Genomic DNA, 13,529 nt, shown 5'->3' with positions numbered 1-13,529 from the left:
TTTAATGAGTTTCAACATTTTTGAGTTCATTTCCTCCGGGGATCTTAAAATCATTGGCCAGTTTAGAAACCTGGGCAAGATTGATCTCTCCGGTAATGTTCAGGATCACAGAGACAGGTTTGTTTTTCTCTTTCCCTTCCATGAACATGAACAACTGACTTACGTAATCGTCATTTTTCCCTGGCTTGTAGTAGAATTTCACTGTTTTTCCGTCTTCAGAAACACGCATCAATTCTTCCAGACCACCTTTTTTAAGGAAGGCAGACACATCACTGGCCATTTGCTGCCGCACTTTTTCTTCTCGTGTTGAGAAAACTTTCATTTCCTGAAGGTTCTCAATAAGGTCAATATATGCCTGAGTTTCAGGATCGTCAGCATTCAGGTCGATCTTGGTGAGTAATTTAAACATTTTGCTTGTAATTACTACGGCGTCCACTTCCTTCATATCCTCGTACTTATCCAAATTTTGAGCACCCGATATAAAAGGCAGGAACATTAGGGCCAATAGGGCAAAGGTTAACTTTTTCATTTTATTTTTTTTAAGGGTTTTGAACAATTTTATCTGTAGTAGTATTAAATTCCTGTAGGTAACTTAGATCTTCGGTTCCATCATTCATATACATGGAAACCATTTGTAGTGCTTCCCGGGTCTTTTGCATTGCAAGTTCGGGATCTTCATAGGTGCCAAATTCGCTTACCTGGCTCTCCTTTTGGGCTACCACACCCAGCAGGATCATGATAGAGGCTGCAACGGCTACCCATGAATACACTTTCCTTTTACCAGGTTTGTAGGCAACCTTTCCGGAATATTTTTCCTCTTTTGCCCTGCTGAAATAGCTGAACATGGGTGAGTATTCCTGTAGATGGGGAGCCACCTGGCCAGAAGAGAAATAAGCTCTAAGCTTTTCTTCTTCTTTAAGAGAGGTCTCTGCATTGAGATACTTCTCCAGTAAGCTTTCAATTACTTTTAAGTCCATAGCGGTGTCTTTTTATCATTTCTTCTTTAATCTTTTTTCGGGCCCGGCTAAGAGCAACTCTTATGGCCGTTTCCTTCATATCTGTCATTTTCGCAATCTCTTCGTATTCATACTGTTCCACTTCACGCAACTGGATCAGTATCTTTTGCTGCTCAGGAAGCTCTTCAATAATTTTCTGTACCCAATTAAGATCATCCTGAACTTCTACTTTTCGCTGGAGAGAAGTCTCGCCACTGTCATAATTGCTGTGAACGATCCTCAAATTATTGTTCTGTTTCAACTTTAGCTGGTCCAGACAGTAATTCTTAGTGACTGTCATTGCAAAAGCTTCCAGGTTGTTATAAGAACTTAAGGTTTTCTTCCGGCTCCAGAGTTTCAACATCACTTCCTGAGTTGCATCCTCTGCTGCTTCTTTAGAGACCAGTAACCTCAGTGCCAGGCGGTACATTTTATCCTGAACGGGTTTCATAAGATCTATGAAAGTATGCTGTTTCATTCCTTGGTTAGTGTTAGGCTTTTTAAGGCCTCTTTACATTACGACGGTTAACAAACAAATTTGTTACCAATTAATTTCAAATTTTCTTCAGAAGGACTATTTTTAATGAATCTTCACAAAAGATAAAGCTATGAAATCTTTGAAACCCCTCTTTTTAAGCCTGGTCATTTCTGCATTTTTGGTGGGTTGTTATGATGATCTTGATGACGTCATTCGCCCGGCAAGTTCGTTAGAAATAAAGAATTTTATATGGAGGGGGATGAATAATATCTATTTATACAAAGCGGAAGTTCCCGAATTAGCTGATGACGCCTTCAGCTCTCAAGAGGATCTGAACGATTTTCTGAAAACTTTTTCCAGTCCTGAAGATCTTTTTTACAACGGATTAGTAGCCCGGGAAGAAGATGAATTCAGTTTCCTGGTGACCGATTATGTAGAACTGGAAAAATCTCTGGACGGAATAAGGGTTTCTAACGGAATGGAGTACGGTCTGCGAAGATATACTGAAACCTCTGAAGATGTTTTGGGCTATGTGCGTTATGTGCTTCCAAATACTTCCGCAGAAGCTGAAGGAGTGCAAAGAGGAATGCTTTTCAATACTGTTGACGGCGTACAATTAAACGTCGAAAATTTTTCCCGTTTGCTCGAACCCAATACTTACACTATTGGCCTTGCGGAATTAAACGGAAGTGAAATTGTGTCAACAGGAGAGACTATCACCCTTGTAAAAGAAGAGTACACCAAAAATCCGGTATTCCTTGCAAAAACGATCCCAACGGACCAAGGCAAAGTGGGTTATCTTTTTTATACCGGATTCACAGGTACTTTTGATGCCGTACTTAATGAGACCTTTGCCATGTTCAAAGCTGAAGGTATTTCTCACCTCGTGGTCGACCTGAGGTATAATCCGGGCGGCTCAGTAGAAACAGCAGTAGATCTCGGCAGTATGATCACCGGCCAGTTCAACGGGCAGGTTTTCTTTACCGAACAATGGAATGACCAATACCAGAACTATCTTCAGGAAAATGCCCCGGGATCCCTGGTCCATAACTTTAACAACACTATCAGTAATGGCAATACCATTAATAGTTTGGGCCTAAATGAAGTGTATGTGATCACTACGTTGAGAACCGCCTCTGCCAGCGAGCTTTTGATCAACGGGCTTAATCCTTACATCAATGTAATACAGGTAGGAGAAAATACCACCGGGAAATTCCAGGCCTCCAGAACCCTTTATGATTCTCCTGATTTTGGTCGAAGAGGAGCTTCCCTCGCTCACAGATATGCTATTCAACCGTTGATCTATAAGACCCTTAATAAAGTAGGCTTTACAGATTACCAGGACGGGTTGACGCCAGACATCGAGATCGCTGAAAGCCTGCAAGATCTTGGCATAATTGGTGATATTAATGAACCACTGTTGCATGCCGCACTGAATGATATACTTGGCGCCCCTCAGGATTTTCAGCCAAGTTCAGCTATGTTTAAAAAACTGATTGGAGAAAGCGGAATGCACGATAAAATGTATCAAAGAATGTATACCTCTCAGCCCCTACCTGAGATTTTTCTTAACCCGGTAGAATGAGGCGTGGGGTATTCTAAAAAACCCTACATAAATGAAGAAATTTTTTATCCATTTTCTGTTTGTCAGCCTCTTACTTGGATCCTGCTCCAAAGAGGATGATACAGTTCTTAATCCTTCCACAGGAGGAGAGACCGGCAATAATGAAACTTCTAATCTTGAAATTGAGAAGTTCATTTATGGAGCCATGAATGAAATTTACCTTTATAAAGCCGATGTGCCTCAATTGGCAGATGCATATTTTGCAAGTAAAGCGGCTAAAGAGACCTATTTAGCTTCCTTTGATACTCCCGAAGGCCTTTTTTACGACCTGGTTTCAGATCAAGATCGCTTTAGCCTTATTATTGATAATTACGAAAGACTGGAGAATCTCCTGGTTGGAATCGATGAATCCAACGGTATGAATTACGGGTTAGGAAGGATTAGCGGAACCAATGACCGTTTTGGCTTTATCAGGTACGTGCTACCAGGCACTTCTGCGGAAGCACAGGGACTAAAAAGAGGCGATATTTTCACCGAGGTTAACGGAGTCCAGATCTCAGATAGTAATTACCGGGACCTATTGTTTTCAGGAGAAAGCTATACAATAAATGTCGGCCGGATTGTCAACGGAAATATTGAAATGACGGAACAAACCGTTTCCCTCACCGGACAGGAATATTCAGAAAATCCCATTTTCACCACCAATGTCATCCAAAGAGAAGGCCGCACCATAGGATATTTAAAATACAATGGTTTTTATGGGACCCCGGAATATGACACCCAGTTAAATGCCGTGTTCGGCGACTTCAAAGCCCAGGGGGTAACAGACCTTGTATTAGACCTTCGTTACAATGGCGGAGGATATGTGGAAACAGCCATAGATCTTGCAAGCATGATCACCGGGCAGTTTGAGGGCCAGGTCGCTCTACGGGAACAATGGAATGAAAAGTACCAGAATGCATGGCCCGAAGAAAGTTATATTACCAGGTTTGATAACAGAATAAGAACCGGCGAACAGATAAACAGCCTTAATCTTTCACAAGTATATGTTCTGGCAACCTATAGTTCTGCCTCGGCCAGTGAGCTGGTGATGAATACCCTTGAAGCTTATATTGATGTTATTCATATCGGAGAAAATACGCATGGAAAATTCCAGGCATCCGCTCCTATTTACGACTCTCCTAATTTGAGTAAAACCAATGATCAGGGGCAGGTGCATGTAAATCCAAACCATAAATACGCACTCCTGCCACTCATATTCAAATATGCCAATGCCAATGGAAGATCAGATTTCGTTGACGGACTTACACCCGATATTTATGTGGAGGAAGATCTTGGTAACTATGGTGTTCTGGGCGATCCTGAAGAAAGATTCTTTAAAGCTGCCATTAATAATATTTTAGGTTATAGCCAGGGGGAATTATCTACAGCTACAAAACAAGCCGCGAGCGAATTTAAGTTCCTTGGAGAAAGTAAAATGTTTGATCCTACCTTTAACAAAATGTATCTGGAGAAACTTCCGGAAGAAATAAAGATCAAAGATTAATTTCTTAAGTTCATAAAACTAAAAAATCCCGCAGCTGCGGGATTTTTTGTGCCTCCATTTTTGCTCTTATTGGAAGAAGATACCATTCGGATTAATTCCTGTGGTGAACGTTTGTAGCTCAAAATTTTTGAGGCTGTTATAAATTAAAAGTTTACCATCTCCTGTAAAATCGGCGTTTGCTGAAGTAGCATAGATCAGGTTATCCTTCACCGAAAAACCGTACAAAACACTCACTTCCTCTAGTTCCAAAAAAGGTGTTTCTGACAGACTTTCTCCAGCAGGTGAAAAAGAAAATACACTATTGTCAACGGTGTAGTAGAGTATTCCTCCGCCATTCACCAAATAAGATGGATGACCCTGCACTTCAAATTCTGTTGCCACTTCAAGACTTGTCAAATTTATTTTGGAAATCTTTCCATTAGTTTCTCCTCCTTCAGCATAAAATGGCAGTCCCGATGAAACAACCCATAAAAAGCCATTTTCGACCACCATAGAATTGGGGAGATCTCCTACTTCTATTGTTTTTTCGAGCTCATTAGTGGCCGTATTGATGACCGTTATTATATTGTTGAAACCCCAGCCGCCGAGGTGTACAATAAAAAGCCTTGAATTTTCAACCAACATATTCTCAGGGCCTTCCGCCACGGGCACTATCTGGCTCTGCTGAAAAGTTTCGGCATCAAAGACAGTGATAAAATCATCCCCCGGATCTGAAGCATCTCCCCAATTGGTCACATAAGCAGTGCCATTGGAAAAGCTGATCTTCCGCGGATTTGCCAGCCCATTATCAATGGTTGCGACGCTCTCAAATGTATAGCGGTCAACTACCTCGATCTTATTCGAAACATTGACCACAATAAAAGCGTAATCCTCATAGAACTGAAGATCTGTTGCAGTATCTCCCAAATCTGCTCCGGAATTGGCATTTTTGAAGATCGAGTGGCTAACTTCTCCGGAATTTTCAATAAAGCTCACAGAAGCATTTCCGGAAAGAAAGTTTCCCTCATTTAAGACAAAAAATCCATCAGCATAAGCCCCGTCTGGCGCCGGCTCTTTAATAATTTCTTCAGAGGAACAGGAAGCAAGAAAGGCTCCCAAAACAAGAAGTACCGGTAAAAATTTAATTTTCATAATCACAGTTTATAGGTTAGAGAGGTATAAATAGCCCTTCCCGGCATAGGTCGCCCGGGCAGACTTTGATAGTTGGTATTCCAAATATTTCTTAGCTCAACGCCCAGGTTAAGTTCCCGGTTCTTCAAAAGATCGTACTCCAATCCAAGGTTCGAAACAGTATAGTCACTCAAAGAATAATTATTGTCTGAAGAGGTATACACACTTCCATTGTAGAGAAACTGATACCAGGCAGAAAATCTTCTTATTCCATAACCTGCAGCCGCTGTAACTTTGTGCCGGGGCACATAGATCAATTGATTTTTGGTCTCCAGATCCTGTGACCGGGTAAAGGCATAGGTTCCTGAAATATTTAGATGGTGCTCACCAAAACTTTGCTGCCATTCGGCCAGAGCCTCTGCGCCATAGCTCCTGGCACTCTTCGTATTTTCAGGTCTCCATTGGCCGTTTTGTTGTGGCACCCATCGCAGCAGGTCATCAATTTTGATCCAATAAACTGTTATTCCCAGATCAACATCAAATAAGTGGAAATTTTGGCCAAATTCTGCTTGCAGGGAAGTTTCTGGTCTTAGCCGGTCATTGCCGCCTGCATACCAAAAAAGGTCATTTAGAGTTGGGATCCTGTAGTTGCGGGAGAAGTTAAAGACCATTCCGTAGTGGTCGTTCACCTCATACCCACTGCTTACTGAAAAAAGAATCGGAGAATTGTATTTTTCACTGAATTCCTTCCGCAAGCTGAGTTCATAATTGAAACGTTCGAGTTCATGTGAGAACAACACGCCTGCTGAACCCGTTCTTCGGAATTTGTCGCCAATGCTCGTCCCTTCTCCTTCCGAAAAATTGAAATCGGCAAGTCCGGTCAGGCTCATCTCATCGTTGAGACTGTATTTCAGATCGATCTTAGCAATTCCTGTTTTTGCCCTTCCGAAGGTATGATCGTCAGAATTTCGGTTTTCGTAATAACGGTAGGTTTCGTCCAGGTAAGCCAGTCGTAAATTACTGGTCACATTTCCGAAGAAGCCCTGCCATTCCAAAAGATTCCGGCTGTTCACATCCTGATACTTACTGCTCGAAAGAGCGGTCAAGGTCCCGGAAAAACCTCTGTCTCCGAAATAGTAATCGGTAAAGAGTTTGATGATATTCCGGCTGTTAATAATTTGGGCAACAGCGGCGCTGACTCCTGTGTTTCTATAATCCCCGTTAATATTTTCCTTTCCGGTTCCTAAATACGGATAATCATTTTCACTGCTTTGCCTGCTGATATTGAGCTGAAGACTGATGTTTTCTGAAGAAAATTCAGACCGAAAATTCCCGAAGAAGGTTTCAAAACTGCCATACTTGAATTGCAACTTATGGTCAAAACCTTTATCAAATTGAAACCTGTTATTGAGGTGAACACTGCCTCCTATGGCTCCGCTTCCGTAAAGTACGCTTCCTCCTCCAGACCTCACCACCACATTATTATAGCCCGAAGTGAGCAGGGTATTAAAATCTGTCTGGCCGGTAAATTGGGAATTTATATTGATCCCATTCCAGATCACAGCGGTCTGGGAGGCCGAAGTGCCCCGAAAACTTGCCGAAGACACCATACCGGGACCATTTTCCCTGAAATAAATAGGTGAATTGAACTTGAGTACCGAACCTAAGAAGGGTTCATTCTTTTCCAATACGGAATCCTGTAGCACTTGCAGGCGGTTGCCACGGGAATTCTGGTACAGGCGTACATCGCCAAGCACCACTTCATCGAGTTGATGGATAGAATCCTGCTGCCCAAATAATGGGGCATTCAGCAGAAATAGGAACAGAAAGTAGAAACCAGCTTTTTTCATCTTCCGCCGGCTTTTTTCCCGAAAGCCAAAGGTTTTAATAGTTGCTTTTGGCAGGTCTCCTGGCTCGCGTCCTTTTGTTTACCTTCCCATCCCGAAGGACAGTGGTTTGAAGTGTACAAAGGCATCCTGATATACATCAGGACTAAGCTTACAGTTGCGGGAACAGCTCAGGCTTATAAAAGTTAGATCTAAGAAGGACGAAGTAAAAAGTTTCCTCTTACTGCACTACTAACTAACTTCTGTTGAAAGATCTAATACTTTGTACTTCTAACTTCGCACTCAGCATTTCAGATCTTTCCCTGATTCCCTTTTAATCGGCGTCTTGTGTTGCTGAAATTATCAACTAACGGCCGAACCAAAATTTCAGGACGAAAATAAACATTTCAATTTATCCGGCTTCAGAAAATCTAAATAATCTTACTTTTGATGCACAAATGAGACAATATTCCTACATATTCCTATTTCTTTTCTGCTCTTTAATGGGTTGTAAGACCGAAAACCAGGAGAAAAAATCGTCCCCTTCTGCTGAATTTTCTGAGGTGGAAATTAAATACGCTTCCGGATTATCCATTACGGAATATGATGGTTACAAGCTGATAACAGTTGAAAATCCCTGGCCGAATGCTGAAAAGGCCTATCGCTATCTTTTGGCCGAAGAGAACGCTGAAGTTCCTGTGGATCTGGAGTACGATCAAAAAGTTGAAATTCCGGTAAAAAAGATCGTGGTGACCTCTACCACTCACATCCCTTCTCTGGAAGTCTTAAACGAGGTAAATGCCCTCATTGGCTTTCCTGGTCTCGATTATATCTCTTCGGAAGCCGTTCGGGAAAGGATCTCTGAAGGTAAGGTGCAGGAAATAGGAAAAAATGAAGCTCTTAATACCGAAACACTTTTGGCTCTTCAGCCCGATGTAATTATCGGTTTTTCTATTGACGGAAGTAATAAAAGCCTCACTACCATTCAAAAAAGCGGAATTCCGGTAGTCTTTAATGCCGACTGGACTGAAAGTTCACCTTTGGGAAAAGCTGAATGGATAAAATTCTTTGGTGCCTTCTTCGGAAAAACAAAACAGGCAATTGCCTTTTTTGAGCAGGTAGAAACTGACTATCTGGAGGCAAAGGAACTTGCCAGGCAAGCTTCCGAAAAACCAACCGTACTTGCAGGCGCTATGTATAAAGACCAGTGGTATCTGCCCGCGGGAGAGAGTTGGCAGGCCAGATTTATTGACGATGCCAATGCTCAATTTGTGTTTGCTGACTCTGAGGGTACCGGAAGTCTTTCCCTTTCTTTGGAATCGGTTCTGGCTGAGGCAGCCAATGCTGACTATTGGGTCGGTCCCGCGCAATTCGTCTCTTATGCAGATATGAAGAGTGCTTCCCCACATTACGAGGAATTCAAAGCATTTAAAAACGGGAATGTCTTTACCTTCAGTAGTGAAAAAGGGGAAACCGGAGGAGTTATCTTTTACGAACTCGCTCCTAACCGGCCAGATCTGGTGCTAAAGGACCTGATCTCCATTTTTCACCCTGACCTTCTTGCTGATTACCAAACGACCTTTTATAAACCACTCGAATAATTGCAAAGCCACGGCACCTATAGAATCAGCCTTCTGATACTGTTTATCATAACAGTTGGGATCTGGTTTTTAAATATTAGCCTTGGTTCTGTTGACATACCATTCAGGGAAGTGGTTGCCGCCATCTTTACTTCGGAAGGCAGCCGCGAAAGCTGGCAATATATTATCATGAACTATCGCATTCCGAAGGCGCTTACAGCCGTTTTGGCCGGATCGGGTTTGGCAGTTAGCGGTATGCTTATGCAAACCATGTTCAGAAATCCTTTGGCAGGCCCTTACGTGCTGGGTTTGAGCAGTGGCGCAAGTTTGGGTGTTGCCCTTGTGTTAATGGGTGCCGGGCTTTTTGGAGGAATGGTATCTTCAGTCGTTTTTTCCAGTTGGGGACTGGTAATTGCCTCCAGCCTGGGAAGTTTACTGGTGCTACTGGCAGTGATCCTGGCTTCTATAAGGCTTAAGGATACTATGGCTATCCTGATCATCGGGCTTATGTTCGCCAGCCTTACCTCAGCAGTGGTCAGCGTGCTGGCATATTTTAGCCCGGCCGCGCAGTTGCAACAATTTGTTTTCTGGTCCTACGGAAGCGTGGGAGATCTCACCTGGAGCGAACTGGGCATACTGTTCATCTTCTGGCTCCTCGGTACTGCCATTGCAGTCTTCAGCATTAAAAATTTAAATTCCCTGCTGCTGGGAGAACAATACGCCAAAAGTTTAGGAATGCATATTGGCAGGAACCGAACTCTATTGATAGTCGCCACCAGCCTGCTTGCCGGAAGCATAACGGCCTTTGCAGGTCCTATTGCATTTGTTGGTCTGGCGGTTCCGCATTTAATACGGCAAGTGATCCCTGTGAACGACCACCGCGTACTTTTACCCGCAGTGATCCTGGGAGGAGCCTTGCTTATGTTGCTATGTGATATTGTGGCACAACTACCCGGAAGCGAATTCACCTTACCCATTAACGCGATCACTTCGCTCATTGGTGCACCGGTGGTGATCTGGTTGCTGGTACGAAAACGAAAATTCCTTTTTTAACTATAGAAACTAAAGATCCACATATCATTATTCGCACCGAAGATCTTGAGATCGGATACAGGAAAAAGCAGCACGAAACGCTGATCGCTTCAGGTATCAATATTGAAGTCAAAGAAGGGGAATTGCTAGCCGTGATAGGAGTAAACGGGGTGGGAAAATCTACTTTCCTGAGAACGCTCAGCGGAGTGCAGCCACAGCTTTCCGGAAAGATCTTTATTAATTCTATAGACCGAAACAATATACCTTCAGAAAAACTGGCGGAATTGATCAGTTTGGTGCTCACGGAACAACCGCTCTCCAAGAACCTCAGCGTAGCCGAGTTGGTAGCGCTTGGCCGCCAACCCTATACCAATTGGATAGGTACGCTGACTCCTGAAGACCGAAAAAAAGTAAAACAAGCACTGGAACTGGTAAATATCCAGGAGCTACAGCATAAAAAATGCTACGAATTAAGTGACGGACAACTTCAAAAAACGCTTATCGCAAGGGCACTTGCACAAGACACTCCGATCATGATCCTCGATGAACCTACCTCCCATTTGGACATGTACCACAAGGCACAGGTATTGAAGTTGCTGAAGCAATTAAGCCAGCAGACTAAAAAAGCAATTGTTTTTGCGACACATGAGATCAACCTTGCCCTCCAACTTTGTGACAAACTGGTGCTCATGAAAAAGGGTCAATTGGTACAGGGAAGTCCGCAGGAGCTGATCCAAAAAGGGGCTTTTGACGACATCTTCCCTTCTGATCTTATTGTTTTTGATTCCGCTACTCAATCCTTTAGAATAAAATCCTGAAAAGAGTATCTTTGAGAAAATCCTTCTTCTATGAATGAATTTACTCTGCTGGGAATAGCATTCGCAGCTGCCATTTTTGGAGCTATTCTGGGATATCTCTTCTCAAATTTTAAAAGTAAGGGAGTAAAAAATACCCTTGAGGAACGAAACCATCAGCTAAACCTTCAATTTGAAGATTTCCGGGAAAATACAAAGCAACTAATGTTTGAGCTGAAACAGGATGCAGAAAAACAGTATAAAGCAGCTTGCGAAGAACGGGAAACTATCAGAAAGGAAAAGGACAGTTTGCGAACCGAGCTTACCCGCAAGGCTTCCGAAAATGAAAATCTGCAGGAAAAGCTGACAGAGCAGAAAGCTGAGCTTGAAAAACTTCAGGAGAAGTTCAGCAAAGAATTCGAGAACCTGGCGAACAAGATCCTGGAGCAGAAATCAGAAAAATTCACCAGCCTTAATAAAGAGAACATTCAGAATATACTGGATCCGCTTCAGCAAAAGATCAAAAGCTTCGAAGAAAAAGTAGAGAAAAATTCCAATGACTTTATTGAAAGAAATGCAGAGTTAGGTAAGCAATTGCAGATGCTGAGCGAACAGAACATCAAAATAAGCGAGGAAGCCACTAACCTCACCCGGGCTTTAAAGGGAGATACTCAAAAACAGGGAAATTGGGGAGAAATGATCCTGGAAAGTGTGCTGGAAAAAAGTGGACTTCGAAAGGATCACGAATATTTCACTCAACAAAGTTTCACTTCGGAAGAAGGGAAAAGAGTGCGTCCCGATGTGATCATACATCTGCCGGGAGAGAAACGACTGATAGTAGACTCAAAAGTTTCGCTGAATGCTTATGAACGTTATTGCAATGCAGAAGAGGAAGCCGAAAAGGATCAGCTCCTGAAGCTGCACCTGAGGGCGGTAAAAGATCGGGTTGAGGAACTGAGCAACAAGAACTATCATTCTCTTTACCAGATGGATAGCCCTGATTTCGTTCTGTTGTTCATCCCAATTGAAGCGGCTTTCGCCAGCGCTTCCCAAAAACATCCGGCCCTGTATTCTGATGCGTTTGAAAAGAATATCATTATAGTCACTCCTACTACTCTGCTCGCTGTCCTCAAGACCATCGACAGTATGTGGCAGAATGAAAAACAAAAACAGAATGCCATCGACATTGCCACACAGGCCGGTGCTCTGTACGATGCTTTTACAAACCTAACAGAAGAACTTCTGAAGGTGGGCCGGCAACTGGGAACTGTTCAAAACAGCTATGAGGGTGCCATGAAAAAATTAACCGGAAAAGGTAATTTGCTAAGAAGAGTTGAAAAACTGAAGAAACTAGGTGCCAAAGCAAGCAAACAACTGGACCAAAAACTGCTTTCCAGAGCAGAATCTGACGAAGAAATACTTGAAGATCAAATTTCAGAATAACATGAAAAAAGTTTCCACTCCATTTTTAAGCCTGCTCCTCTTTTGTTTTACACTTCAGATTTCTGCGCAAAAGATCTATTTTCCTTCGGAAGACAAATGGCAGGAAAAGCCGGCTGCTGAATTCAACCTGGACCTTTCGGAAGCCATTGAGTTTACAAAGAATAATGAATATTCTGAATCACGAGACCTGCGACAGGCCATCCTCAAAGGTTTCATACAGGAACCCTACCACGAACTTCAGGGACCTACCAAACGCCGGGGCGGCCCTGCCGGAATGATCTTAAAGAACGGATATATTGTGGCAAAATGGGGTGACATAGATCGGGTGGATATGACCTTCAGCGTTACCAAAAGTTTTCTTTCCACTACTGCTCTGCTTGCGCTTGACAAGGGACTGATAAATGATGTGGATGACAGGGTGGAAAAGTATGTCTGGGATGACACTTTTGAAGGGGAACACAACAGCCAGATCACCTGGAAGCACCTGCTGCAACAGAATTCTGACTGGAGCGGACAACTTTGGGGCGGCTTTGACTGGGCAGATCGTCCTTCTTCAGAACAAAACATAGATGAATGGCGGGCGAGAAAATTGTATGTGCCCGGTTCCCATTTCAAATACAACGATGTGCGGGTGAATGTACTGGCATATTCGCTTTTGAATGTCTTTAGAAAACCCCTTCCGCAGGTATTAAAAGAGAACATCATGGACCCTATTGGCGCTTCCACGACCTGGCGCTGGTATGGCTATGAGAATTCGTGGGTCACTATCGACGGACTTACAATGCAGTCGGTAAGTGGCGGCGGACATTCAGGCGGGGGAATGTTCATCAATACCCGGGATATGGCCCGCTTTGGGCTCCTGTTCATGAACAACGGAAACTGGAACGGGAAACAGTTACTTTCCGAAGAAGTTATTAAGGATGCATTGGTTCCATCACAACCTAATCCAAACTACGGTTTTATGTGGTGGTTAAATTCAAAAGGGGACCGTAACTGGAAGAATATTCCGGAAGATGTATTTTATGCCGCAGGATTTGGTGGGAATTTCATCATTATTGACCGCAAAAAGAATTTGGTCGTGGTGACGCGTTGGCTGGAACCATCAAAAGTTGAAGAATTCATGAACACTCTCTACAAGAATCTATAATCTCCAGAACTCAA

The 13,529-nt window shown here is 43.0% G+C and carries 12 protein-coding genes and 1 riboswitch; of the genes, 7 read left to right on the top strand and 5 right to left on the bottom strand.

What is annotated here, in order from left to right:
- Nucleotide 1: 1 nt before the first annotated feature.
- Genes ACNORC_RS09845 through ACNORC_RS09835 form a run of 3 tightly spaced genes read right to left on the bottom strand, consistent with a single transcriptional unit; the run spans nucleotide 2 to nucleotide 1,473 of the window.
- Nucleotides 2–529: a GFO_1090 family protein gene (locus ACNORC_RS09845; RefSeq protein WP_418335470.1), complete on the bottom strand. Its 528-nt coding sequence runs from the start codon at nucleotides 527–529 to the stop codon at nucleotides 2–4.
- Between the two features lie 10 nt (nucleotides 530–539).
- Nucleotides 540–977: a PG0215 family putative anti-sigma factor gene (locus ACNORC_RS09840; protein WP_418335469.1), complete on the bottom strand. Its 438-nt coding sequence runs from the start codon at nucleotides 975–977 to the stop codon at nucleotides 540–542.
- Nucleotides 958–1,473, bottom strand: coding sequence for a GFO_1088 family ECF-type sigma factor (locus tag ACNORC_RS09835; RefSeq protein ID WP_418335468.1), 516 nt, complete (start codon nucleotides 1,471–1,473; stop codon nucleotides 958–960). Before ACNORC_RS09835 ends, ACNORC_RS09840 begins: the two co-directional genes overlap by 20 nt.
- A gap of 130 nt (nucleotides 1,474–1,603) precedes the next feature.
- On the opposite strand from ACNORC_RS09835, the gene ACNORC_RS09830 reads away from it, so the two are divergent.
- A complete protein-coding gene (locus ACNORC_RS09830; RefSeq protein WP_418335467.1) occupies nucleotides 1,604–3,058 on the top strand; it encodes a GFO_1087 family putative carboxy terminal peptidase in 1,455 nt (484 codons plus the stop codon).
- Nucleotides 3,059–3,089: 31 nt separating this feature from the next.
- Nucleotides 3,090–4,583: a GFO_1087 family putative carboxy terminal peptidase gene (locus tag ACNORC_RS09825; RefSeq protein WP_418335466.1), complete on the top strand. Its 1,494-nt coding sequence runs from the start codon at nucleotides 3,090–3,092 to the stop codon at nucleotides 4,581–4,583.
- A gap of 66 nt (nucleotides 4,584–4,649) precedes the next feature.
- Here ACNORC_RS09825 and ACNORC_RS09820 read toward each other — a convergent pair whose 3' ends face one another.
- Together ACNORC_RS09820 and ACNORC_RS09815 are read right to left on the bottom strand one after the other, a co-directional pair.
- A complete protein-coding gene (locus tag ACNORC_RS09820) occupies nucleotides 4,650–5,714 on the bottom strand; it encodes a YncE family protein (protein WP_418335465.1) in 1,065 nt (354 codons plus the stop codon).
- 2 nt (nucleotides 5,715–5,716) lie between these two features.
- The gene (locus ACNORC_RS09815; RefSeq protein WP_418335464.1) at nucleotides 5,717–7,543 is read right to left on the bottom strand and encodes a TonB-dependent receptor plug domain-containing protein; all 1,827 of its coding nucleotides are present in this window, start codon (nucleotides 7,541–7,543) and stop codon (nucleotides 5,717–5,719) included.
- A 32-nt stretch (nucleotides 7,544–7,575) separates the two neighbouring features.
- Nucleotides 7,576–7,918: riboswitch (cobalamin riboswitch) on the bottom strand.
- 164 nt (nucleotides 7,919–8,082) lie between these two features.
- Between ACNORC_RS09815 and ACNORC_RS09810 the strand changes: the two genes are divergently transcribed.
- Genes ACNORC_RS09810 through ACNORC_RS09790 form a run of 5 tightly spaced genes read left to right on the top strand, consistent with a single transcriptional unit; the run spans nucleotide 8,083 to nucleotide 13,515 of the window.
- The gene (locus ACNORC_RS09810) at nucleotides 8,083–9,120 is read left to right on the top strand and encodes an ABC transporter substrate-binding protein (RefSeq protein WP_418335463.1); all 1,038 of its coding nucleotides are present in this window, start codon (nucleotides 8,083–8,085) and stop codon (nucleotides 9,118–9,120) included.
- Nucleotides 9,121–10,152, top strand: a complete 1,032-nt coding sequence (locus ACNORC_RS09805; protein WP_418335462.1) for an iron chelate uptake ABC transporter family permease subunit — start codon at nucleotides 9,121–9,123, stop codon at nucleotides 10,150–10,152.
- The gene (locus tag ACNORC_RS09800; RefSeq protein WP_418336158.1) at nucleotides 10,116–10,949 is read left to right on the top strand and encodes an ABC transporter ATP-binding protein; all 834 of its coding nucleotides are present in this window, start codon (nucleotides 10,116–10,118) and stop codon (nucleotides 10,947–10,949) included. Before ACNORC_RS09805 ends, ACNORC_RS09800 begins: the two co-directional genes overlap by 37 nt.
- Nucleotides 10,950–10,979: 30 nt before the next feature.
- Complete coding sequence (locus ACNORC_RS09795; protein WP_418335461.1) at nucleotides 10,980–12,368, top strand: DNA recombination protein RmuC; 1,389 nt, start codon at nucleotides 10,980–10,982, stop codon at nucleotides 12,366–12,368.
- Between the two features lies 1 nt (nucleotide 12,369).
- Nucleotides 12,370–13,515 (top strand): serine hydrolase domain-containing protein, encoded by a 1,146-nt coding sequence (locus ACNORC_RS09790; RefSeq protein ID WP_418335460.1) that lies wholly within the window; start codon nucleotides 12,370–12,372, stop codon nucleotides 13,513–13,515.
- The last annotated feature ends 14 nt before the right edge of the window (nucleotides 13,516–13,529 follow it).

Origin of the sequence: Salinimicrobium soli (assembly GCF_048323655.1) — a bacterium.
Taxonomy (GTDB): Bacteria; Bacteroidota; Bacteroidia; order Flavobacteriales; family Flavobacteriaceae; genus Salinimicrobium; species Salinimicrobium soli.
The sequence above is the reverse complement of the archived record's forward strand: the minus strand, read 5'-3'. Positions and strand labels throughout refer to the sequence as shown.

Bases quoted from the DNA above. Each gene is read 5' to 3' on its own strand.
- ACNORC_RS09825 (WP_418335466.1), top strand. From the start codon at position 3,090: ATGAAGAAATTTTTTATCCATTTTCTGTTTGTCAGCCTCTTACTTGGA.
- ACNORC_RS09795 (WP_418335461.1), top strand. From the start codon at position 10,980: ATGAATGAATTTACTCTGCTGGGAATAGCATTCGCAGCTGCCATTTTT.
- ACNORC_RS09830 (WP_418335467.1), top strand. From the start codon at position 1,604: ATGAAATCTTTGAAACCCCTCTTTTTAAGCCTGGTCATTTCTGCATTT.
- ACNORC_RS09835 (WP_418335468.1), bottom strand. From the start codon at position 1,473: ATGAAACAGCATACTTTCATAGATCTTATGAAACCCGTTCAGGATAAA.
- ACNORC_RS09815 (WP_418335464.1), bottom strand. From the start codon at position 7,543: ATGAAAAAAGCTGGTTTCTACTTTCTGTTCCTATTTCTGCTGAATGCC.
- ACNORC_RS09845 (WP_418335470.1), bottom strand. From the start codon at position 529: ATGAAAAAGTTAACCTTTGCCCTATTGGCCCTAATGTTCCTGCCTTTT.
- ACNORC_RS09820 (WP_418335465.1), bottom strand. From the start codon at position 5,714: ATGAAAATTAAATTTTTACCGGTACTTCTTGTTTTGGGAGCCTTTCTT.
- ACNORC_RS09840 (WP_418335469.1), bottom strand. From the start codon at position 977: ATGGACTTAAAAGTAATTGAAAGCTTACTGGAGAAGTATCTCAATGCA.
- ACNORC_RS09790 (WP_418335460.1), top strand. From the start codon at position 12,370: ATGAAAAAAGTTTCCACTCCATTTTTAAGCCTGCTCCTCTTTTGTTTT.